23 protein-coding genes are annotated in these 21,762 nt (G+C 64.9%); 9 read left to right on the forward strand and 14 right to left on the reverse strand.

Annotated elements, in window-relative coordinates; genetic code table 11:
- The first annotated feature begins 25 nt into the window (after positions 1–25).
- The 4 genes from FA85_RS05855 to FA85_RS05870 all read left to right on the forward strand — a co-directional run bounded on the left by FA85_RS05855 (position 26) and on the right by FA85_RS05870 (position 3,910).
- Positions 26–736 carry a response regulator gene (locus FA85_RS05855; protein WP_036110900.1) on the forward strand — a complete coding sequence of 237 codons (711 nt, stop codon included), beginning with the start codon at positions 26–28 and terminating at the stop codon, positions 734–736.
- Positions 736–2,085, forward strand: a complete 1,350-nt coding sequence (locus tag FA85_RS05860) for a sensor histidine kinase (RefSeq protein ID WP_036110896.1) — start codon at positions 736–738, stop codon at positions 2,083–2,085. Before FA85_RS05855 ends, FA85_RS05860 begins: the two co-directional genes overlap by 1 nt.
- A 168-nt stretch (positions 2,086–2,253) precedes the next feature.
- A complete protein-coding gene (locus FA85_RS05865) occupies positions 2,254–2,592 on the forward strand; it encodes a P-II family nitrogen regulator (RefSeq protein ID WP_036110894.1) in 339 nt (112 codons plus the stop codon).
- On the forward strand, positions 2,582–3,910 hold the full coding sequence (locus FA85_RS05870) for an ammonium transporter (protein ID WP_036110892.1): 1,329 nt from the start codon (positions 2,582–2,584) through the stop codon (positions 3,908–3,910). The genes FA85_RS05865 and FA85_RS05870 overlap by 11 nt, the downstream gene beginning before the upstream one ends.
- A gap of 75 nt (positions 3,911–3,985) precedes the next feature.
- On the opposite strand, the gene FA85_RS05875 is transcribed toward FA85_RS05870, so the two are convergent.
- The 5 genes from FA85_RS05875 to FA85_RS05895 form a co-directional block, all read right to left on the reverse strand.
- Positions 3,986–4,210: a hypothetical protein gene (locus FA85_RS05875; RefSeq protein WP_036110889.1), complete on the reverse strand. Its 225-nt coding sequence runs from the start codon at positions 4,208–4,210 to the stop codon at positions 3,986–3,988.
- Between the two features lie 136 nt (positions 4,211–4,346).
- Positions 4,347–5,624, reverse strand: coding sequence for a nucleotide sugar dehydrogenase (locus FA85_RS05880; RefSeq protein WP_036110886.1), 1,278 nt, complete (start codon positions 5,622–5,624; stop codon positions 4,347–4,349).
- Positions 5,625–5,701: 77 nt separating this feature from the next.
- Positions 5,702–6,196, reverse strand: a complete 495-nt coding sequence (locus tag FA85_RS05885) for a RidA family protein (RefSeq protein ID WP_036110882.1) — start codon at positions 6,194–6,196, stop codon at positions 5,702–5,704.
- 3 nt (positions 6,197–6,199) lie between these two features.
- Entirely contained in the window at positions 6,200–6,622 is a 423-nt protein-coding gene (locus FA85_RS05890) for a c-type cytochrome (protein WP_036110879.1), read from the reverse strand.
- Complete coding sequence (locus FA85_RS05895; RefSeq protein WP_036110876.1) at positions 6,619–8,193, reverse strand: flavin monoamine oxidase family protein; 1,575 nt, start codon at positions 8,191–8,193, stop codon at positions 6,619–6,621. Before FA85_RS05895 ends, FA85_RS05890 begins: the two co-directional genes overlap by 4 nt.
- Positions 8,194–8,374: 181 nt before the next feature.
- On the opposite strand from FA85_RS05895, the gene FA85_RS05900 reads away from it, so the two are divergent.
- Together FA85_RS05900 and murU are read left to right on the forward strand one after the other, a co-directional pair.
- Positions 8,375–9,388 (forward strand): aminoglycoside phosphotransferase family protein, encoded by a 1,014-nt coding sequence (locus FA85_RS05900; protein WP_036110873.1) that lies wholly within the window; start codon positions 8,375–8,377, stop codon positions 9,386–9,388.
- A complete protein-coding gene (gene murU, locus FA85_RS05905; protein ID WP_036110870.1) occupies positions 9,385–10,056 on the forward strand; it encodes an N-acetylmuramate alpha-1-phosphate uridylyltransferase MurU in 672 nt (223 codons plus the stop codon). Before FA85_RS05900 ends, murU begins: the two co-directional genes overlap by 4 nt.
- Before the next feature lie 60 nt (positions 10,057–10,116).
- Here the strand turns inward: murU and FA85_RS05910 are convergent, their stop codons facing one another.
- The 5 genes from FA85_RS05910 to FA85_RS05930 all read right to left on the reverse strand — a co-directional run bounded on the left by FA85_RS05910 (position 10,117) and on the right by FA85_RS05930 (position 14,127).
- A complete protein-coding gene (locus FA85_RS05910; protein WP_036110866.1) occupies positions 10,117–10,344 on the reverse strand; it encodes a hypothetical protein in 228 nt (75 codons plus the stop codon).
- 89 nt (positions 10,345–10,433) lie between these two features.
- Positions 10,434–11,474, reverse strand: a complete 1,041-nt coding sequence (motB, locus tag FA85_RS05915) for a flagellar motor protein MotB (RefSeq protein ID WP_036110865.1) — start codon at positions 11,472–11,474, stop codon at positions 10,434–10,436.
- A 6-nt stretch (positions 11,475–11,480) separates the two neighbouring features.
- On the reverse strand, positions 11,481–12,335 hold the full coding sequence (motA, locus tag FA85_RS05920; RefSeq protein WP_036110862.1) for a flagellar motor stator protein MotA: 855 nt from the start codon (positions 12,333–12,335) through the stop codon (positions 11,481–11,483).
- A 79-nt stretch (positions 12,336–12,414) separates the two neighbouring features.
- Positions 12,415–13,728 carry a two-component system sensor histidine kinase NtrB gene (locus FA85_RS05925; protein WP_051943349.1) on the reverse strand — a complete coding sequence of 438 codons (1,314 nt, stop codon included), beginning with the start codon at positions 13,726–13,728 and terminating at the stop codon, positions 12,415–12,417.
- Positions 13,729–13,848: 120 nt separating this feature from the next.
- Positions 13,849–14,127: a hypothetical protein gene (locus FA85_RS05930; RefSeq protein WP_036110859.1), complete on the reverse strand. Its 279-nt coding sequence runs from the start codon at positions 14,125–14,127 to the stop codon at positions 13,849–13,851.
- A gap of 201 nt (positions 14,128–14,328) precedes the next feature.
- Here FA85_RS05930 and FA85_RS05935 point away from each other — a divergent pair, with 201 nt between their 5' ends.
- On the forward strand, positions 14,329–14,568 hold the full coding sequence (locus FA85_RS05935; protein WP_036110855.1) for a hypothetical protein: 240 nt from the start codon (positions 14,329–14,331) through the stop codon (positions 14,566–14,568).
- Between the two features lie 987 nt (positions 14,569–15,555).
- Here the strand turns inward: FA85_RS05935 and secF are convergent.
- From secF to tgt, 4 genes are all read right to left on the reverse strand, one after another.
- Positions 15,556–16,518 (reverse strand): protein translocase subunit SecF, encoded by a 963-nt coding sequence (secF, locus tag FA85_RS05940; protein ID WP_036110852.1) that lies wholly within the window; start codon positions 16,516–16,518, stop codon positions 15,556–15,558.
- Positions 16,519–16,530: 12 nt separating this feature from the next.
- Complete coding sequence (gene secD / locus FA85_RS05945; protein ID WP_036110850.1) at positions 16,531–18,411, reverse strand: protein translocase subunit SecD; 1,881 nt, start codon at positions 18,409–18,411, stop codon at positions 16,531–16,533.
- Positions 18,412–18,470: 59 nt separating this feature from the next.
- Positions 18,471–18,812 carry a preprotein translocase subunit YajC gene (gene yajC / locus FA85_RS05950; protein WP_036110847.1) on the reverse strand — a complete coding sequence of 114 codons (342 nt, stop codon included), beginning with the start codon at positions 18,810–18,812 and terminating at the stop codon, positions 18,471–18,473.
- Positions 18,813–18,954: 142 nt separating this feature from the next.
- Positions 18,955–20,085 carry a tRNA guanosine(34) transglycosylase Tgt gene (gene tgt, locus FA85_RS05955; protein ID WP_036110844.1) on the reverse strand — a complete coding sequence of 377 codons (1,131 nt, stop codon included), beginning with the start codon at positions 20,083–20,085 and terminating at the stop codon, positions 18,955–18,957.
- A 219-nt stretch (positions 20,086–20,304) separates the two neighbouring features.
- On the opposite strand from tgt, the gene fliK reads away from it, so the two are divergent.
- Positions 20,305–21,477, forward strand: coding sequence for a flagellar hook-length control protein FliK (fliK, locus tag FA85_RS05960; RefSeq protein WP_036110842.1), 1,173 nt, complete (start codon positions 20,305–20,307; stop codon positions 21,475–21,477).
- Positions 21,474–21,737 (forward strand): hypothetical protein, encoded by a 264-nt coding sequence (locus FA85_RS05965; protein ID WP_036110839.1) that lies wholly within the window; start codon positions 21,474–21,476, stop codon positions 21,735–21,737. The genes fliK and FA85_RS05965 overlap by 4 nt, the downstream gene beginning before the upstream one ends.
- Positions 21,738–21,762: the final 25 nt, after the last annotated feature.

The following is a 21,762-nucleotide window of genomic DNA, read 5'->3' on the forward strand; positions in this document are numbered from 1 at the left end:
CACGCAGTACGGATGCCGGCCTCACATGCAACACCTTCTCATCGTGGATGACGACGAAGAGATCCGCGCGCTTCTGCAGCGGTTCTTCCAGCGTCACGGCTTCGAGACCGACACGGCCGCCTCGGGTGCGGAGATGGACGCGCGTCTCGCAAAAGCGTCGTACGACATGGTCATCCTCGACGTCATGCTCCCCGACGAGGACGGGTTCAGCCTCTGCAAGCGACTGCGGGCCACCGGCCGCACGGCCATCATCATGGTCACAGGCGTCGTCGAGCCGACCGACCGCATTGTCGGCCTCGAACTGGGTGCGGACGATTACGTCACCAAACCGTTCGACGCGCGCGAACTGCTGGCACGCGTCCGCGCCGTCCTCCGCCGCAGCGACGCGCAAGCGGCTGTGCCGCCCACCAGCCACTCACCCATGCTCAGCTTCGCGGGCTGGCGTCTCGACATCGTGCGGCGTGAACTTCGCTCGTCGGATTTCACACTCACACCGCTGTCCGGTGGCGAGTTCGAATTGCTCGTCGTCTTCGCCCAGCACCCGCAACGCATCCTCACCCGCGAGCAGCTGATCGACATGTCGCGCGGGCCGACACACGAGGCCTTCGACCGCAGCATCGACGTGCAGGTCAGTCGTCTTCGCCGCAAGATCGAGGAAGATCCCGGCGATCCGGAAATCATCCGCACCGTGCGCAACGTCGGCTACATGTTCAACGCGCGCGTGGAGCGACTGTGATGCGCGGGCGGCGCTGGTCTGCCGACACGATCGGACGCTGGTTCGCGATCAACATCGTCGTCACCGTGATCATCGCGGCCGCCATGAACGCTACCTTCGCCGCCTTCGCCGGGGTGTGGGCCAGGCCAGGCATCGAAGAAAGCGGCGTGGTGGACGAAGCCGTGGCCGTGGCCCGCACCCTCGACGGGTCGCCTCGCGCCTGGCGCTCCAGGCTGGCCGCCGCGGCAAGCAACGACGGCTATCAGGCACGCTGGTACCCGGACGACGACGCCCTGCCCGTCCCGATCGCCAATGCGACCTTCCACGCCGGCCGTGCGAAGGTACGCGCCCTCCTCGACCGGCCATCCGCACGCGTACTCGCCTACGAGCCGGGCGACCTCGACCGCCAGGGTCGCGCTGAAACCACCTACGGTCTCGCCATCGCGCTATCGGACGGCTCGTGGGTCCACTTCATGACGCCCGAGCGCAGCTGGGGTCTGCACGCATCGACGCGCAACCTGCTGACACTGGGCTTCGCGTTGATCTGCAGTTTGCTTGTCGCCGCGCTCGCCAGCCGCCGGCTCGCACGTCCGATGGAGCGTTTCGCCCGGCAGGCGCAGCGCTTCGGCACAGACGTGAACGCACCGCCCATGGAAGCCACCGGCCCCGTGGAAATCCGGCTAGCCGGACAGGCGTTCAACGAGATGCAGGCGCGTGTGCAGCGCTATGTCGAGGATCGAACGACCATGCTGGCAGCCATCTCGCACGACCTCCGCGCACCGCTGACCCGCATGCGTCTGCGCGGCGAGTTCATCGAGGATGAAGAACAGCAGCGCAAGCTGTTCCGCGATGTCGACGAGATGCAGACGATGGTGGATGCATCGCTCAATTTCTTCCGCGACGACAGTCAGCATGAGCCGTCGACGCGATTCAATCTGTCGGAGCTGGTGAATACGGTGCTCGACGACTTCCGCGACGCCGGCCACGACGTGAACTTTGAGTCGTCGGAAAGCGTGGCTTATGTCGGCCGCCCGCTCACGCTGCGTCGCGCCGTCGCCAATCTCGTCGACAACGCCGTCAAGTACGGCGGACGCGCGATCGTACGATTGTCGTCGAACAACGAATGGGTCGAGATAGCCGTCGAGGACGACGGCCCGGGCATCCCCCGGCATCTGCACGAGGAAGTCTTCAAACCCTTTTTTCGCATCGAGAGTTCACGCAACCGACAGACCGGCGGCGTCGGCCTGGGATTGCCGGCCGTACGGTCGGCGGTGCGCGGGCACGGTGGAGACATCGCACTGGAGCAGGGAACGCAGGGCGGACTGAAGGCCCGCGTCAGGCTGCCTGTGCTGGACGCTCAGATGCCATAAGGCACCCATCTGGTGCAAATCACTTCCCCCGATTGAGGCAAAGCGTTTCGACTGCGACCTCCCATGTGACTGAATGGGCTGCGGCCCAACGGGTTGGCGGTTCGATTCAAGCTGGCACGCATCCTGCTCTGCTCTCCCCCAGCCAAACCAAAAGGGGAACCGCGGCACATGAAGTGGATCAACGCCATCATCAAGCCGTTTACGCTGGACGACGTCCGCGAAGCGCTCGCCGAGGTCGGCGTACAGGGCATGACCGTCACGGAGGTCAAAGGCTTCGGCCGGCAGCACGGCCACACCGAACTCTACCGCGGCGCCGAGTACGTCGTGGACTTCCTGCCCAAGCTGAAGATCGAGATCGCCGTCACCGACGAGCAGCTCGAGCGCGCCGTCGAGGCCATCAGCACCGCGGCACGCACGGGAAAGATCGGCGACGGCAAGATCTTCGTCATCGACCTCGAGCAGGCCATCCGTATCCGCACGCAGGAGGTCGACGGCGATGCGCTTTAAGCTCCCACGCGCGCTCGCCGCGAGCGCCCTCCTTCTTCCCGGCCTGGCCTCTGCGCAGGCCGCCGCCGCACCGGCGAAGCTCGACTCCGGCGATACCGCCTGGATGCTCACGGCGACGATGCTGGTGCTGCTGATGACCATCCCCGGCCTCGCCCTCTTCTACGGCGGCATGGTCCGTGCGAAGAACCTGCTCTCGGTTCTGATGCAGTGCTTCGCCATCACGGCGCTGGTCACCGTGCTCTGGGTCGTCTATGGCTACTCCGTGGCCTTCGACAACTCGGGCATGGCGGCGGGCTCCACGAACATCCACTCCTTCATCGGCGGCTTCGGCCACGCGATGCTGGCGGGACTCAAGCCGGACAGTCTGTACCTCACGATCCCCGAAGGGGTTTTCGTGATGTTCCAGATGACGTTCGCGATCATCACTCCCGCGCTCATCGTCGGCGCGATCGCCGAGCGCATGAAGTTCTCTGCGCTGCTGGTCTTCACCGCCCTGTGGTTCACGCTGGTCTATCTGCCGGTCGCGCACATGGTCTGGGGTGGCCCCGGTTCGTTCCTCGGCGACCTCGGCGTGCTCGACTTCGCCGGTGGCACGGTGGTCCACATCAACGCGGGTATCGCCGGTCTCGTCGGCTGCCTGGTGATCGGCAAGCGTCGCGGTTACCCGAACACGCCCATGCCGCCGCACAACCTCGGCTACACCCTGATCGGCGCGAGCATGCTCTGGCTGGGCTGGTTCGGCTTCAACGCCGGCTCGGCTGTCGCGGCTAACGGCAGCGCGGGCATGGCGATGCTGGTGACGCAGATCGCCACCGCCGCCGCGGCGATCGGCTGGACCGCGATCGAATGGCTGACCCATCGCCGTCCAAGCGTGCTGGGTATCGCCTCGGGTGCCGTGGCCGGCCTCGTCGCCATCACGCCCGCCGCCGGTACGTGCGGTCCGGGTGGCGCGCTGGTACTCGGTCTCGTTGCCGGCGTGGTGTGTTTTTTCTGTGCGACCAGGCTGAAGCGTAAGTTCGGCTACGACGATTCGCTGGACGTATTCGGCGTGCATGCCATCGCCGGCATCATCGGTGCGCTGCTTACCGGTCCGCTGGCGGCGCCGGTCCTGGGTGGCTTCGGCACGGTCACCGACCTGGGTGGCCAGTTCTGGATCCAGTGCAAGGGCGTCGGCTTCACCGTCGTCTACAGCGCGGTGTTGAGCTATGTCATCTTCAAGGGCATCGCCGTGACGATGGGTCTGCGCGTGGATGAAGAACAGGAACAGGTGGGCCTGGACATCGCGCTGCACGAGGAGCGTGGTTACAACCTCTCCTGAAGGATTCTGTCCGTCCGGTGGATGAAGAAAGGCCAGGCAATCGCCTGGCCTTTCCGTTTCCACATCCGTGAGCGATCAGTTCACCCAGTGGCAGCGACGCTCGGTGTGATAGTGGTGATGGTGGTCGTACACGCGTACCGGCTTGCAGACCTGGTGGCGATGATGCACCGGGCGATGCGGCGGAACCGGATGATGGTCATAAGCGTTGGCGGCCAGAGGCGCCATGAAGGCGGCAGCCATCACGAGAAGGCCGAGGGCCCGCGAACGCTTGCGGTTGGTGCTTCCGGTGGTGAGCGTCATGTTGCGTTCCTGTTCCAGTGGGCGGGACCACAACGTCGCCGTTCCGGCTGAGCGAGTCAATACGTTCGTAAAAACTGCCATGACGGCATTCAGCAAGGTTGATGCGAAGCGAAGAACCGCAAGTTCTTTCGCTCACTCACAGGCGCCCATCGACGCTGTTCTGAGGCAGCACGGACTTCACGTCGTAGACCACCGCACCCGCCTTACCGAACGCGCGAATCTTCTCCGGACCGAACGCACGGAACTCGTCATGCGCCACGGCGACGATGACCGCATCGTACACACCCTCTTCGATCGCCTCGATCGTACGCACGCCGTATTCGCGGGCGCACTCTTCGTTATCGACCCACGGATCGTAGACATCGACCCGGGCCATCGACTGCTCCAGATCGCGAACGATGTCGATCACCCGCGTATTGCGCAGGTCCGGGCAGTTTTCCTTGAAGGCGAACCCCAGCACCAGCACGCGTGCATCGACAATGTGCAGGCGCCGCTCGCTCATCAGGCGGATGACGCGGTCGGCCACATATGTGCCCATGCGGCTGTTGATCCGCCGCGCAGCGAGGATCAGTTCCGGGTGATATCCCGTGACCTCCGCCTTGTGCGTGAGGTAGTACGGGTCGACGCCGATGCAATGCCCGCCGACCAGACCCGGACGGAACGGCAGGAAGTTCCACTTCGTCCCCGCCGCCTCAAGCACTTCGCCCGTATCGATGCCCAGACGATTGAAGATCAGGGCGAGTTCGTTGACCAGCGCGATGTTGACGTCGCGCTGCACGTTCTCGATCACCTTGGCCGCTTCCGCGATGCGTACCGACGAGGTCTTGTGCGTGCCGGCGGTGATGATCGTGCGGTACAGCGCATCCACGCGGTCGGCGGCTTCCGGCGTCGAGCCCGAGGTGAGCTTGCGGATATCCACCACACGACGGGCGTGGTCGCCGGGATTGATGCGCTCGGGGCTGTAGCCACAGTGGAAGTCCACGTTGAAGGTAAGCCCGGAACCCTCCTCCAGAATCGGCACGCAGATTTCTTCGGTCGTACCCGGATAGACGGTGGATTCGAAGATGACCAGGTCGCCTCGCGTGAGCAGTCCACCGAGCATGCGGCAGGCTTTCTCCAGCGGCTCGAGGTCCGGCCGCTGCGCCTCGTCGATCGGCGTGGGCACGGTGACGATATAGACGTTGCGGTCGGCCAGATCGGTCACGTCACCGGTATAGCGGAGCCGCGCGGCGGCGCTCAGGGCTTCGCCGGTGACTTCCAGGGTGTGGTCGTGGCCAGCGCGCAGCTCGGCGAGGCGTGCCGGTGCGATGTCGAAACCGAGGGTATCGAAGTGCCGGCCGAATTCGACGGCAAGCGGCAGTCCAACGTAACCGAGACCGATGATGCCGATCCGCGGATCAGGAGTAAGAGCCATGAGGCGCCCGGGCTTCCAAAAGAAACGAAGCGTACACGGCGGAGCGGCGGCTTAGTACCACCGCCCCGTCAGGTGCGTCACGGACGAACGGCGGTGACCTCGATTTCGACAAGGAAACTGGGGTTGGCGAGGGCCGCCACCTGCACCGCCGAACGCGACGGCAGGCTGGGCTGGGCCGCCGTGCCGAAGAACTGCGTGTAGCCCGCCATGAAACCGGTGAAGTCCATCTTGCCGCCCTTGGCCGGGTCACCGACCAGGAACGCCTGCATCTTGACCACGTCGCCCATGGTCAGGCCCATGCCCTTGAGCTGCTTCTCGATCGAGGTCAGCACGCCCACCGTCTGCGTCTTGGTGTCGCCATAGGCCTGCGGGCTGTCCTTAGGCGCGCTCGCGTCGGCGACCGGCGCCACCGCGCCGCTGAGGAAGACCAGCGTCTTGCCCGCCGGGATCTCCACGGCGGCCGAAATCGGAAAGGTGCTGTTGGGGATCTTGTGCCGGACCACGTCGGCGGCGAAAGCGGGCGTCGTGGCAAGAAGGGCCAGGATCGGCAGGAAACGGCTTGTCTTGGTCATGCGTCAGTCTTCCTCGGAGTTGTCGGCGGGTGGACGGAATGGCTTCACGTCTTCCGGCTTAAGGGTATCGGCGTAGTGATTGCCGAAGTGCGTGCGCACGTAGTTGACCACGTCGGCGACCTGGGCGTCCGACAGCTGCTTCCCGAACGCGGGCATGCCACCTCGCCCGTTCACGACCATAACGGTGGGATACGCGGCGGCGGCGAGTTTCGGATTGTCAGCCAGCGCCGGGTAGTGCCCGGCACCGACCGCGCCCTTGCCGTCGGGCATGTGGCAGCCCTGGCAGATGTGCGTGAAGATCTGCTGACCGGTGACGTGCGAGATATCCTTCGCATCGAGAAAATCGGCATCGGTGGTCTGCGCTGCCTGCGCGATACCGGCGGACAACAAGGCCGCGACGGCGGTGGCCAGAGCGAAGCCTCTCATGCGCGACCTCCCGCCATCGCCTTGCGATGCAGCTGATCGATGGCCGAGAGCGACGACAGGATCGCGCCCTCCTGCCAGGCAGGAAGATAGGACGCGTGCTCACCGGCGAGCACGATGCGACCGTCGAGCGAACAGAGATCGGCGAAGTGCTTTTCGCGCGTCGCGTCGGTCCAGCCGCCGAAGCAGCCGAGCGTAAACGGCACCCGGTGCCAGGCGACCGACATGCCGTTCTCGAATGACGTCTTGTACTGCGGATGGATCTGCGAGCCGTACTCGACGGCCTTGCGGATACGCGCGGCGGGATCGAGCGCGGTGAATTCGAAGGCCTCCATCGCGAACGTATACGAGCCGAGCAGCACGCCCTTCTTCGTGCCGATGCCATGGCTCGGATAGGAAATCATGCCGATCGGCGTGTCGGTGACACTGATGCCGCCGTAGATCGCCTCGTCCTCTTCCCAGAATCGACGATCGAACTGCAGACCGATCTTCGACGACGACCAGTACGGCACGGCCGAGATGGCGGCGGCCTTGGCCGGCGATACCTGCACGGGAATCTGACTGAGGATCGACAAAGGAATCGTGCACACGCACCAGTCCGCTTTCGCCTGACGGGGCTGACCGGGCTTTCGCGCATCCTCGTAGGTCACGGTGACGCCGTGCTCGTCCTGAGCGATGGCGGTGACCCTGGCGTTGTACTCGATGTGCTCGCCGACGCGCTGCGTAAAGGCCTTGCCGATCGCATCCATGCCGCCGACCGGCTGCATCATCGTCGTCTGGTATTCGTACTGCGCATTCATCCCCAGACCGGCCCAGAGCTTTGCCTGAAGCACTTCGGAGAGGCCATTGGGTGTCGAAAACTCAGGCTTGCCGTCGACACCACCGCCGGCGTGCTTCGCATAACCGCGATGCTCGCTGCTCGCGCGGCCCGCGACGTAGCGAAAGTCCTTGTCGAGGCCGCCGAACTCACGCATGGCCTCGAGCAGGATCTCGCGATCCTCCTTCGTTACCATGTCGTCCAGGCGCCCTTTCCCGGTCGCCTTGGCAAGCAGCTCGGCGATGCCGCCGTGCAGGTCGGCCTGGACTTCGCGCAGCCGTTGCGGCTTGCCGCCGTAGGCTTTCGTACTGTGCAGATAAGCGTTGTGATTCACCTGCACGAATGGTTCGAGCGCAACGCCGAACTGTCGGCAGTAGTCGAGCACGCCATGGTGATGGTAGGGAATGCGCCAGGGACCGGGATTGAAGTACTGGTCCTTGTCGAACCCGCAGGTCTGCGTATGGCCACCCAGTTCGGTGTAGACATCACCGCCGCGGATCGTCCAGTTACGACCGCCCGCACGTCCGTTGTACTCGAGCACCTGAACCTTGTAGCCCGCCTTGCCCAGCTCGTATGCCGCCACCAGGCCCGCGAGTCCGGCACCGAGAATCAGCACCGTCCCCTTACCCGAACCCTGCAGTGGCGAGGGTCGCCGATACGGCGATTCCTTCGCAAAACCCAACTGAGTCATGGACTGGTACATCAGTGCGCCGCCCCCGGCCACACCGATCATTCGCAAGAGATCTCGCCGCGTCATGGACGTCGGCCGACAGTCACCTTCCATCAAGTTTCACCCCCGAGCAGGAACCCCGTTCACGCAGAATAACCACATGTTGCGACGCACAACAACTGGTCAAACGTCACGCACCAATGCGGTGCAATGACACGTGTGCACAAAGGCTCTAAGCTGCCCGCATAGTCCACTGCAAAGATCATCCATGACCGTCTCCGATGACCGTTCCGCAGCCCGCCTTACGTGGGCGCGCCACGTTACCGGCGAAGCCACGCTCGTGCTCGAACCCGCTTCCGCCGATGCCAGCTTTCGCAGTTACTGGCGCGGTTATGTCGACGGACAACCGGTGATCGTGATGGACTCCCCACCGGAAAAAGAGAACCCCGCACCATGGGTGGAGATCGGTAAACGTCTTGCCGACGCGGGCCTGCACGTGCCCACGGTGATGGTCGCGGACCTCGCGCAAGGCTTCCTGCTCATCGAAGATCTCGGCACGCGGACCTATCTGCCCGAACTCGGCGACGCGACGGTCGACGCGCTCTACGGGGATGCGCTGGACGCATTGCTCCGCATGCAGTCGCATGTCGATACATCGGGACTGCCGTCGTTCGATCACGCATGGCAGACGATGGAAATGGAAATCATGCCGACGTGGCTGCTCGAACGGCACCTGGGCGTCACGCTGGCCTGTGAGGAATGGGACGTCGTCGAGGAAGCCTTCACCGCGATCCTGCGCACGCTGGCCGAACAGCCTCGCGCATTCATGCATCGGGACTATCACAGCCGCAACCTGCTGGTCACCACGGAACGCTCGCCCGGCATTATCGATTTTCAGGGCGCCATGTCCGGGCCGATCACCTACGACCTGGCATCGCTGCTGCGCGATGCCTACATCGTCTGGGACAACGAACGCGTGGAGGGCTGGGTCGAGGCGTACCGCCTTCGTCTGCTCGATGCTCGCCTGCTCGATGAGACCGTCGATACCGATCGTTTCCGCCGCTGGTTCGATCTCGCCGGACTGCAGCGCCACATCAAGATCCTGGGCCTGTTCTGCCGCCTCTGCTACCGCGATGGCAAACCGGGCTATCTCGACGACCTGCCCCGCGTCCTGCGCTACGTGCTCGACACCGCACGCCGACATGCGGATGTCGCTCCCCTCGCCGACCTGATCGAAGCAAAGATCGGCGGACGTGACCTGCGTCAGGCGAATCCCGCGTGAGGCATGCACTCATCCTCGCCGCCGGCCTCGGCGAGCGCATGCGGCCACTGACCGATCACACGCCGAAGCCCCTGCTCGACGTACATGGCAAGCCGCTGATCGTGCACCATATCGAGAAGCTGGCGGCGGCGGATGTCCGCTACATCGTGATCAACACCTCCCATCTGGCGGATCGATTCCCCGAGGCACTCGGCGACGGTTCGCGGTGGGGCGTGCGGCTTCGCTATTCGTATGAAGGCCCGACGCCGCTGGAGACGGGCGGCGGCATGCTCAAAGCGCTGCCCTTACTCGGCACCGCGCCCTTTATCGTCGTCAGTGCGGATATCTGGAGCGATATCGACTACGCGGCATTGCCCGCCGAACCGGAAGGTGTCGCGCATCTGGTGATGGTGCCCAACCCGGACTTCCATCCGACGGGCGATTTCGCCCTCGGGGATGGACGTCTATATGGCGATGACGCGCCCGCGTCGGCGCAGCGCCTGACGTTCGGTAACGTAGGCGTCTACCGGCGGGAGATCGTCGAAGACGAGACACCGGGCAGGTTCAAACTGCTTCCGATGTATCGGCGCGCGATCGCGCAGGGACGCCTCGCTGGCGAAAAATTCGAGGGATTCTGGCGAAATGTCGGTACACCGGCGCAACTCGACGAACTGCGCACGCTACGTTGACCGACCGACGATGCCGGCGAACGAAGAGGGCTACCGCCACCCTCTTCGTCGCGGACGACGTTATTGAACGGTGACGGTGTTCAGTTCACGCAATCGCTCGTGACCCATCGCGAACGCCTGATTGAAGGCGCTGGTGATATCGACGAAGTCATGCGTGCCGGTATTGGCTTCTATCTCTTCACCGACGTGATCGAGAATCCGGTAGCTCGCGCGATAGACCTGCTCACCGCCGATACCATTGTGCTTCACCGCTTTCGCAACCACTCGGAACTTGCTCTGGTTTTCCACTGCAACTCCTCCCCCCTGTCACGTCTCCGATACTGACCGGGGAAGATGACTGTTGCAAGTGACTTCGGTTTCGTCCCGAAGGCACCCGGTCAACCGCCTGGCGCAGCCGGCGCCGCCGCGGGCGCAGGCGCGACGTTGCCCGCGACCGCGGCCTGCGGTGCCGGCGGCGCCGCGGCGGCGGCACCGCCGGCGGTGTGCTCTTCCTCGGCCGAGTGCAGCGTCGCCGCCTGCGGCAGCGTGGCTGGCGGCACCGATGCGATCTCAGGCGACAGCGCGGCCTTGGCCGCGTCGTGCGTCATGACCACGATGCTGATGCGTCGGTTGATCGGCGAGGACGGATCGTTCTTGTCGAACGGCACGGATGCCGCGAGGCCGACGACACGCGCCACCTTGTCCGCCTGCATACCGCCATCCGTGAGCGTGCGACGCGCGGCATTGGCACGGTCGGCCGAAAGCTCCCAGTTACCGTAAGCCTGACTCGCGCGCACGTAAGGCGAATTATCCGTGTGGCCGGAGATGCTGATCTGATTCGGCACCTGGTTCACGAAGCCGGCCAGTTCGTGCAGGATCTGCACGGTGTACGGTTTCAGCGCACCGCTGCCCGTGTCGAACATCGGGCGATTCTGTTTGTCGACGATCTGAATACGCAGGCCTTCCGACGTGATATCGAGAAGCAGCTGATCCTTGTACGGGGCCATCGCCTGACTCCTGGCGATCGCCTCGTTGAGGTCCTTCATCAGCTGTTCGAGGCGGCGCTTCTCCTGCGCTTTCGCCAGCTTCTCGGCGTCGGCGGCGGTGGCCGGCCTGGCGAACGCCTGCTGGTCACCCGGACCCTTGGGCAGGTCCATCGCGCCACCGAGCTTGATCATGCTGGTGCTGGCGCCGCCGGGCCCCATCTTGCCCGACGGCGCCATGGTGGACTGCCCCGCCGTCATGCTCGGATTCTTGAAGTATTCCGAGATGGCGGCACGCTGCTGTTTCGTCCCCGCACCGACGAGCCACATCACGAGGAAGAAGGCCATCATCGCGGTCACGAAGTCCGCGTACGCGACCTTCCACGCTCCACCGTGGTGGCCGTGGCCGCCCGCCTTTTTCTTGCGGACAATGATGACCTGCTTCAACTCGCTCATCGGGACTTACCGTGCGGCCTTCAGGTGCGCTTCCAGATCCTGGAAGGTCGGACGGGTGCCGGACTGCAGCGACTTGCGGGCGAACTCCACCGAGACCATCGGGTTGTAACCGCGAAGGTTGGCAAGCAGCGCCACCTTGACGCACTCGAACGCCTTGCCATCGGTGTTGACGCGCGCTTCCATCGCCGCCGCCAGGGGGCCGATGAAGCCATAGCACAGCAGGATGCCGAGGAACGTGCCCACCAGTGCGCCGGCGATGTGCTCACCGATAACCGCCGCGTCGCCGTCGATCGACTTCATGGTGATGACGATGCCGAGCACCGCCGCCACGATACCGAAGCCAGGCAGCGCATCGGCCATTTTCTGCACGGCATGCGCCGGAGCGGCCGCTTCGTGATGATGCGTCTCCAGCTCGACGTCGAGCAGTTGCTCGAGTTCGTGCGGATCCATGCTGCCGCCGACGATGAGGCGCAGGCAGTCGGTGATGAAGTCGATGAGGTGATGTTCCGCGATGAGACGCGGATACGCCGAGAACAGCGAACTGTTCGCCGGATCCTCGATATGCGCTTCCATGCCGAGCTGCCCTTCCTTACGCATCTTGATGAAGATGTCGTAGAGCAGCGACAGCAGATCGACATAGTCCTGACGGCGGTACTTCGGGCCCTTGAGCAGCGCGATGCCGTCACGGACCGAGCCCTTGACGATGTCCATCGAGTTGGCGCTGATGAAGGCGCCGATGGCGCCGCCGAAGATGATGAGCAGTTCGTACGGCTGCCAGAGCGCACCGATCGAGCCGTGTGAAAGAACGTAGCCGCCCAGTACGGAGACGAGGACGACGATGGACCCGATAATGACCAGCATGACTTGCTTCCTCCTAACCCTGTGCGTATCGGCCGGACCGGCCGATAGTTGAGGAATTCCGTCACAATTACTGCACGTTTTACCCGCCGGATTCGAGTGGTCCGGCGTAGTGCGGAAAGACCAGCCGAATGCGCGTACCGATGCCGGCGTCGCTCTCGATCTCCACCCCGCCGCCGGCCTGCGCCACCGTGCCGTATACCTGCGCCAGGCCCAGGCCTGAGCCACCGGGCTTCGTCGTAAAATACGGCTCGAACAGGCGATGCCGGACTTCCTCCGACATCCCTCCCCCTGTATCGGCCACGGTGATGAAGACCTGACGCAGGGTGTCGTTATCGCGCATCGCGCTGGCAAAAGCCGCGTCGCCCTGTCGCTCGCCCACTTCGATGACCACGGTGCCGAACCCTTCCATGGCGTCGCGGGCATTGAGGCAGACATTCATCAGGGCCTGTTCCAGCCCCTGCCGGTCGAGCAACGCGGGCAAGGGGGCCGGCTGGCGAAGTACCTCGATACCGACCCGGCCGCCAAGGGCGTGGCGGGCGAAGTCCGCGAAGCCCTCCACCAGCACACCGATGTCGACCGGTTCCGCCTGGTAGGGGTGATTGCGTGCGAAGGCGAGCAGACGGCGCGTGAGCGCCGTCGCATGGCGCGCACCCTCCATCGCATAAGTCAGCATGCGGCGGTGCCTGGGCAGCAGGTCAGCGGCATCGTCCTCCAGCCCCGAGAGGCTGACGATCACCGTCTGCAGCATGTTGTTGAAGTCGTGCGCGATGCCGCTGACCAGCTGGCCGACCGCCTGCTGTTTCTGCGCCTGACGAGCGCTCGCCTCGGCGAGGTCACGGGCATGGGTCGCCATAGCGAGTTGCTCGCTCACGCCGGCGAGCCGGTTTTCGGCGTCGCGGCGCGCCCCGTGCTCGGACTCGAATCGCTCCAGCAAGGTGCCATACCGGCTCGACGCGGTGGCCGAGCGGGCGACTGTCTCGTTGAGACGTTCCTGAAGCAGTTCGTTGATGGACTCGATCGCGGCCTGCAGTTCGACCCTCTCGGTCACGTCCCGACTGATCACAATCAGATGGTCGAGCCGATCGTCGGCCACGACCCCGGCGACCGTCACTTCCCACCAGCGCGACGCCCCGGTCGCCGAGGGACGCGGCGCGACGAAGTCGACGCGCTCGCCGGACAGGGCGCGTTCGAGTACCCGGGATACCATCGCGTGCGCTTCCGGCGGCCACAGATCGACCCAGCGCGTGCCGATCAGGCGCTCCGGCTCCTCGGATGTCAGCGCCAAACTGCCCATGCCGGCGATAAAGCGGATCACACCCTGCCGATCCAGTTCCTTCATGCAGTCGGCGGACGCCTCGACGAATTGCCTGTACAGCCCGTCTTCGCTTGTCATGGCCCGCTCGTTATCCCCTGATCACATTGCCCCGCCGCCCCTATGACGCACCGCGGCGCCGGGGCGTGTCAAGCGAATCGAGAGCAGGAGCGGTCACCCGTGCGCATGCGAGCCGGCGAATCAGTCGTCCGCGTCGTCCGTCCGGTCGTCATCGAAGCCGGTCTCGCCTTCGGCAAACGCAGGCGCGCCGTCGTCGTCCACGCCCAGCACCAGGCCGAGGGCCTTCTCCGCCGCCTCAGCGGCACTGTCTTCGTCGCGGAAGCTGCGATTCTCGTAGACCGCGAAGTACGACGGGAAGCTGCCGTCTGCCGGATGGGAAGCGATCAGGGCCGTGTAGCGCGAGCCTTCACGGATCGCACTGCTCTTCAGGGTGAAGCCGGGGAATTCGCGCTGTGCCATGTACCGTGACCTCGATGGGGCGGAAAGTCTAACGTAGCCGGAGGGTTGCCGGTTCTCTTGCATCGAAAGCCTCAGCAAATGAGACCGATTGTTCAGAAAAAGTCACTTGCCTTGCGGAATTTTGTAGGGTATTTCCTACATCAAGCGTCCTCACATAGACTTCACGAAGGGCGCGAAACAGGGGAACAGGGGCAGCACCGCATGAATCTCACCACCACCACGTCGCCGTCGCGGCGCCTTGCGTGGGCCGTCGCAGCCGTACTCGCCATTGCCGGCATCGCCGGCCTGGCACTCGCGCCCATGGTCGCCGCCGCGATCCCGCGCACGGCGATCCAGATGGTCTACGCGTGGCTCTGCGCCTCCCTCGTGGGCTCCGCTTACGTCGTCGTCACGCTTGCGAACGATGCCGAAGGCGCCACCGAGGACAGGGACGACTTCTGATCTCAGGGATGGGGTGACAACTAAGGGCTCGCCGGTGGCGGGCCTTTTTTTGTGGTCGTCTTTTTTTGGGGGGGGGGCTCGGCTTGCGCCCTCGCCTTTGTGTTGCCGCGGCGTGTGGTGTCGCGTCGAAGACCCGGCGGGTGCCACCCTCGCGTCCACGCCTGCGGCGACCCCTCAGGGAAAGGCCGCTCCGCGGCCGTATTTCAATGGCCTTCGGCCGGGTCGGGCTCCAACTGGGGGTTTTCGAGTCGGCTGTCCCTGCCTCCCCGAAAACGGCCGGTCATCCCTGACCGGCCCCCTTGCGGGCCTCTTCCAGTCGGCGCCCTCGCCTGCGGCTACCGGACGCGAGGGTGGCACCCGCCGGCTCTTTGGGGGACTGAGGCAGCGTGGGGTCGAGCGGCGGTGCGCTTCGTTGGATCGGAACGCTCGCTTGCCTTAGCGCATCGCCTCGTTCGCATTAGTTAGGCTGAGGGTTCGCGAACACGGTTCGCTCCTGCCGCACGGCGACCGCAATGGTGGGATACATGGCGGCCTGTAGGAGCGCGCCCTGCGCGCGAAAAGCCAACGAAGCGAAGAAGCCACACCCCGCTCGACCACCAACCCACCTCGGTACACCAAAGAGACGGCGGGGGTGACCCTCGCGGCCGGTAGCCGCAGGCGAGGGCTTCGACTGGACAAGGCCGCGAAGCGGGGCCGGTCAGGGATGACCGGCCGTTTTCGGGGAGGCAGGGACAGCCGACTCGAAAACCCCCAGTCGCAGCCCGACCCGGCCGTAGGCCATTGATACACGGCCGCGGTAGCGGCCTTTCCCTGAGGGGTCGCCGAAGGCGTGGCCTCGAGGGTCACCCCCGCCGGCTCTTACCGACCACACCGCACGCCGCGACAAAGCCAAACGCGATGGCGCAAGCCGAGCCCTCATACCATTACAAAGGCAAAAAAAACCCGGCGACCGAAGCCCCCGGGTTTCCGAAGCGGAACGGAGCAGCTTTACGGGCGACGCGCCAGTTCCGGGTCTTCCTTGCTGACGGGCATCAGGTCCTGCTTCGACACGCCGAGCCAGAGAAGGATCGGGCTGGCGACGAAGATCGAGGACAGCGTGCCGACCACGATACCGATCAGCATGGTGATCGCGAAGGCATGGACGACGGGACCGCCGATGAAGAACAGCGCGGCCATGGTGATGCCGGTGAACAGCGAGGTGATGATCGTTCGCGACAGCGTGCTGTTGATCGAACGGTTGAGCACTTCTTCCGGCGTGGCGTTACGGCTGGAGCGGAACAGCTCGCGGACACGGTCGAAGACGACGACCTTATCGTTGATCGAGTAACCGACCACCGCCAGCACTGAGGCGAGCACCGTCAGGTCGAACTCACGCTGGGTCAGCGCGAAGATACCCAGGGTCACGAGAACGTCGTGGACTTCGGTGGCGAGCGCGGCGATGGCGAAGCGCTTCTCGAAGCGGATCCACAGGTAACCCATGATGCCGATGATGACGAAGGCGACGGCGACGATACCGTCGCTGCGGAGCTCCTCACCCACCTGCGGGCCGACGAAGGACTTGCTCTTCATCGTCACATCGGGGCGGGTGGTCTTCAGGGCGGCGATGATGTCTGAGGAGACCTTGGTTGCCGCCTCCTCACCGACCAGCGTGACCGAGCCCTTGTCGTCCTTGGGCAACATGCGCACGTTGAACTCGCGCGTGCCGCCGACCGACTGCACCAGCGGGTTTTCGATGCCGGCCTTTTCGAGCGTGGCGCGGACCTCGTTGACCTCGATCGGCTGCGCGTAGTCGACGATGACCGAGACGCCGCCCAGGAAGTCCTGGCCGTAGTTGAAACCCTTGGTCAGGATCAGGCCGATCGAGCCCAGCATAAGCAGCACGGCGAGGCCGATGCTGTACTTGCGCAGACCGAGGAAGTTGAAGTTCGAGTTGTGATTGAAGATTTCCATGGCGTCCTCCCGTCAGACCGACAGGGTCTTGAGCTTGCGGCCGCCGTGGATCAGCGCCGTGATGGCATGGGTCACCGTCACCGACGTGAACATCGAGGTCAGGATACCGATGAAGAGCGTGACACCGAAGCCCTTGATCGGACCCGAACCCATGGTCATCAGACCGAGCGCGGCGAGCAGGTGGGTCACGTTGGCGTCGAGAATCGTCGCCCACGCCTTGTCGTAACCGGTGCGGATAGCCGCGAGCGGCGACGAGCCGTTGCGGAGTTCCTCGCGGATACGTTCGCAGATCAGCACGTTGGCATCGATCGCCATACCAAGCGTCAGCACGATACCGGCGATGCCGGGCATCGTCAGCGTCACGTGGATCAGCGACATCACCGCGACGAGCAGGACGAGGTTGAAGAACAGGGCGATGTCCGCGACGATGCCGAACAGCTTGTAGTAGATGGCCGCGGCGATCAGCACGAGGCCGAGGCCGAGCATCACCGCCTTGAAACCGCGGTCGATGTTGTCCGCGCCGAGGCTGGGACCGATGACGCTTTCGCCGACGATGTCGACCGGCGCCGCGAGCGAACCGCCGCGCAGCAACAGGGCGAGATCGGAGGCTTCGGCGTCGCTGGGCAAGCCGTTGGTCGAGAACTGCTTGCCGAACGGCGAGCTGATGTTCGCGTAGTTGATGACTTCCTCGGTCGTCTTCGGCGTCTTCACTTCCTTGCCGTCGACCATCTTGATGTCGTTGGTACGCGTGATGTACAGCACGGCCATCGGCTTGCCGACGTTACCGTTGGTGAAGTCCTGCATCTTGCGGGCGGCGGCGCTGTTCAGCGTGACGCTGACGTTCGGCGTGCCGTTCTGCTGGTCGCGACCCGAGACGGCCGAGGTCAGCTGATCGCCCGTGGCGATGACGGTCTTGCTGAGCAGGTACGGGCGACGATCGCGGCCGTAATACAGCTTGGCGTCGGGCGGAACGCTGCCACTGCGGGCGGCATCCATGGCCTGCTGCGGGGTGTACAGGCCGGCGCGGTATTCCAGGGTGGCGGTCGCGCCGATCAGACGCTTGGCCTCGGCCGTGTCCTGCACGCCGGCCAGCTCGACGATGATCTGGCTCTGGCCCTGCTGCTGGATCAGCGGCTCGGACACGCCCAGTTCGTTCACACGCTGGCGCAGCGTGGTGACGTTCTGGGTGATGGCGCTCTGAGCGAGCTCGCGCAGCTTGGCCGGCTTGACCACGGCATTGAGCGTGAAGCGGTTGCCCGTGGACGGACCATCGGAAACGGTCAGATCGGTGAACTCGGTAGCGATGAGCGACGCGGCGGCCTGGCGATCGGCGTCGCTACGCAGGATGATGCCGATGCCCTGACCGCGCGGATTGCGCGCTACCGAGTCGTACGAGATCTTCCTGTCACGCAGCAGCGAGCGGACGTCGTCCGCGTAGCGGGTTTCCTGACCGTCGATCACGGCATTCTGGTCGACTTCCATCAGGAAGTGCACACCGCCCTGCAGATCGAGACCCAGCGGCATCGAGAACGCGTTGATCGAGCGCAGCCACGACGGCACGGTCGAGGCGAGGTTGAGCGCGACCGTGTAATCGTCACCGAGCGCACCGCGAAGCGCGTCGGACGCCTTCGCCTGCGCGTCGGCACTGGCGAAGCGCGCCAGCAGGCGGCTGCCTTTCTCGGACGACGTCACGTCGACGCTCGCTGCCGGAACGTGGGCCGTGGCAAGAATGCTCTCGACCTTGGTCTTCAGCGTGGCGTCGACGGCGCTGCCGTGGTTACCCGAGATCTGCACCGCGGGCTGCGGCGTATAGACGTTCGGCAGCGCGTAGACGATGCCGAACAGCAATACGATCACAACCAGCGCGTATTTCCAGCGTGGAAAATCACTCATGCCTTACATTCCGTGGAGGCGGCCGGGTGCCGGCCGCAGCTGACGCGATGAGATGAAGCTCAGGACTTCTTGAGGCTGCCCTTCGGCAGCACCTGGGTGATCGAGCTCTTCTGGACCTGGACGACGGTGCCCGGAGCGATCTCGACACGGACGAAGGCCTCACCCACGTCTTCGATACGGCCGGCCATGCCGCCGCTCATCACGACCTCGTCGCCCTTGCTCAGCGCCGAGAGCAGGTTGCGGTGCTCCTTCTGACGCTTCATCTGCGGGCGGATCATCATGAAATAGAAGATGCCGAACAGCACCGCCATCATGATCAGCGGCGAGAAGCTCAGAGCGCCCTGGGGTGCGGCAGCGGGGGCAGTGGCCTGGGCAATGGCGGCGAACGTCGGAAGGCTCATCGGATATCTCGCAAGTCATGGAACAGCCAAGGAAAAGCGGCTGCTCACGTAAAAAGATCGTGGATTATGCCACGCGCCCCGGTGCTTATGTACCGGACTCGTCAAGGCTTCTGGGGGCGCCGGACAGCGCCCTCAAGCCCGGTCAGCCGTCGACGACAGCCTTTTGGCGGGCCGCATAGAAGGCGGTGACGAAGTCGTCGAGGGTACCCGTCTCGATCGCGCCGCGCAGCCCGGCCATCAAGCGCTGGTAGTGCCGCAGGTTGTGCATCGTCGCCAGCTGGCTGGCCAGGATCTCGTTGCAGCGATCTAGATGTCGCAGGTAGGCGCGCGAGAAGCCGTTGGCGCAGGCGTAGCAGTCGCAACCTTCTTCGATCACGCGGGTATCGGTAGCGAACTTCGCGTTCCGGATGCGCAACGTGCCTTCATACGTGAAGAGGAACCCGTTGCGCGCGTTGCGCGTAGGCATCACGCAATCGAACATGTCGATACCGCGACGGACGGCCTCGACGATGTCTTCGGGGCGTCCCACCCCCATCAGATACCGGGGTCGATCCTTTGGCAGCATCGGCAGGGTCAGGTCGAGCGTGTGATTGCGCTCCGCCTCCGGCTCGCCGACGGCCAGACCACCCACGGCGTAACCGTCGAAGCCGATTTCCACCAGCCGCTCCGCCGAACGGTGGCGCAGCTTTTCGTACGTACTGCCCTGGACGATGCCGAACAGCGCGTTGGGGTTTTTCAGGTCGTCGAAAGCCTGGCGGGAACGCTCGGCCCAGCGCAGGCTGAGCTCCATCGAGTCAGAGGCGACCTTTTCGGTCGCCGGATACGGCGTGCATTCGTCGAAAATCATCGCGACGTCGGAGTCCAGCACCTTCTGGATCCGCATCGACTCCTCGGGCGAGAGGAACACCTTCGACCCATCCACCGGGGAGGCGAAGGTCACCCCCTCTTCGGTGATCTTGCGCTTGTGCGCCAGCGAGAAGACCTGGAAGCCGCCGGAGTCCGTAAGGATCGGCTTGTTCCAGCCGATGAACTTATGCAGCCCGCCGAATTCGCCGACGATCTCGAGGCCAGGCCGCAGAAACAGGTGGAAGGTATTGCCGAGGATGATCTCCGCGCCGGTGTCGAGAACATCGCGCGGGGTCATGGCTTTCACGGAGCCGTAGGTGCCCACCGGCATGAAGGCCGGGGTTTCGACGGTGCCGCGGCCAAATCGGAGACGGCCACGCCGGGCCGCGCCATCGGTGGCGAGGAGTTCGAAGGGAAGCTGGGTCATCCGCGTAGTGTACCGGGAGTCGGCCCTTCGGACCTGCAGGTCGGGCGCCGCGCGGACGGAGAGCATTACCTTGCCGGGGCGGCGGCCCACCGCGCTCGCCGTTTACGCGTACAGGTGTCGGCAAGCGCCTACCTAAAGTTCCGCAAGTTTCCGCCGATTCCTATGCCACAGGAGCGAGCCCAGACCGGGGTCCGCCCAGGCCCTCGGAGGACCTGCCCTTTGATCATCCAGCCGACCAGTATCGCCGCCCAGCTATGGGCCGGCGCGGCAGCGGGCACCACCGCGGCCGTTGACGCCTGGCGGGTGGGTACGCTGCTGACGGCACGCGTCATGGGGCAGAACGACATCGGCAAGCTGCTGCTGGACATCGGCGGTATCACGGTGGAGGCCGACACCACGGGCACCCAGCTTCCCCAGCAGTTTCAGGTGCGCGTCCTGACCCAGGGCGCACAGCCCCAGCTCGAAGTCCTCATCGCCCACCCCGAGGAAGGCGTCACGATGCAGGGACTGCGCGAACGGCTCCCGCTGCAGAATGGTTACGCGCCGCTGCTCGGCGCACTGGCCTCACTGGCGCGCAGCCCGGTGGCCCGCTCGCTGCCGGCACCCCTGCGAGCCGCACTCGCCACGCTCGAGGCTTCGATCAGCGGACCCGATGACGTCAGCACGCCGATGGGCATGAAGGAAGCGATCGCCAAAAGCGGCAGCTTCCTCGAATCCCATCTTGCCGAGCCGACGAAAGAGACGCCGGCGGCCGACGATTTCAAGGCGGCATTGATGGCGCTCCGCCGTACGCTGGCCGATCTTCCGCCGACACGAAGCGCATCGGGCGTCAGCACCGGCCCCGGACTTCCGCGCCAGCTTGGTGACACACCCCCGCCGCTCGCCCAGCGCGCACTGATTGCCCAGCCGCGCGTGGCGGAATTCGCCATCACTGAAGACGACGTCGACGCGCTGGTCGGCCAGTTACGGACCGACACGCGTGCCGCACTGTCCCGTGTCGAGATCGGTCAGCTGGAATCCCATCCGCAGGCCGGACTATGGATGATCGAAGTGCCGCTGGCGAACGCGCGCGGTTACGACGTGCTCCAGTTGCGGATCGAGGAAGGCAAGCCAGGCCCTGGCGAGCCGGATGGCTTGTGGACGGTCGGCTTCGCCATCGACCCGCCCTCGCTGGGCGCCGTACAGGGTGAGATCCAGCTGCGCATACCGCGCGTGTCGGTGCGGCTGTGGGTACAACAGGCCGACACCGTATCGCGCCTGGAAACCGAATTCGTCTCGCTGCGGCGCGTGCTCGAGAAAAGCGGCCTGCAGCTCGATCATTTCTCCTGCATGCACGGCCTGCCCGTGCCGACCAGCGCGTATAGCGCGGTCCTCCTCGAAGCCCGCGCATGAATCCGTCCCTGCCCTCCCCGCGCCGCAGTGTCACGCTGCGGCTCGCGACGCCGACCAGCAATGGGAAAACCCAGCGTGTCGACGCCGACAGCGTCAAAAACATGCTGGAGCGCGCGCAGGCGCTGGGGCTTGCACCTCAACTGGATCCGCAGATCGCTACCTTGCTGGCGGCCGTGCGGTTGCGCGACGACGTGCCGCCGGAGCTGTATGCGGCACTGGCGGCGGTGGTGGGAACCTTGCTCGGGGCTGTCGAGGCCTGATGCGCCGCGGCTCACGTCAGCCTGT

This window comes from Luteibacter mycovicinus (assembly GCF_000745235.1).
GTDB classification, from domain to species: Bacteria; Pseudomonadota; Gammaproteobacteria; order Xanthomonadales; family Rhodanobacteraceae; genus Luteibacter; species Luteibacter mycovicinus.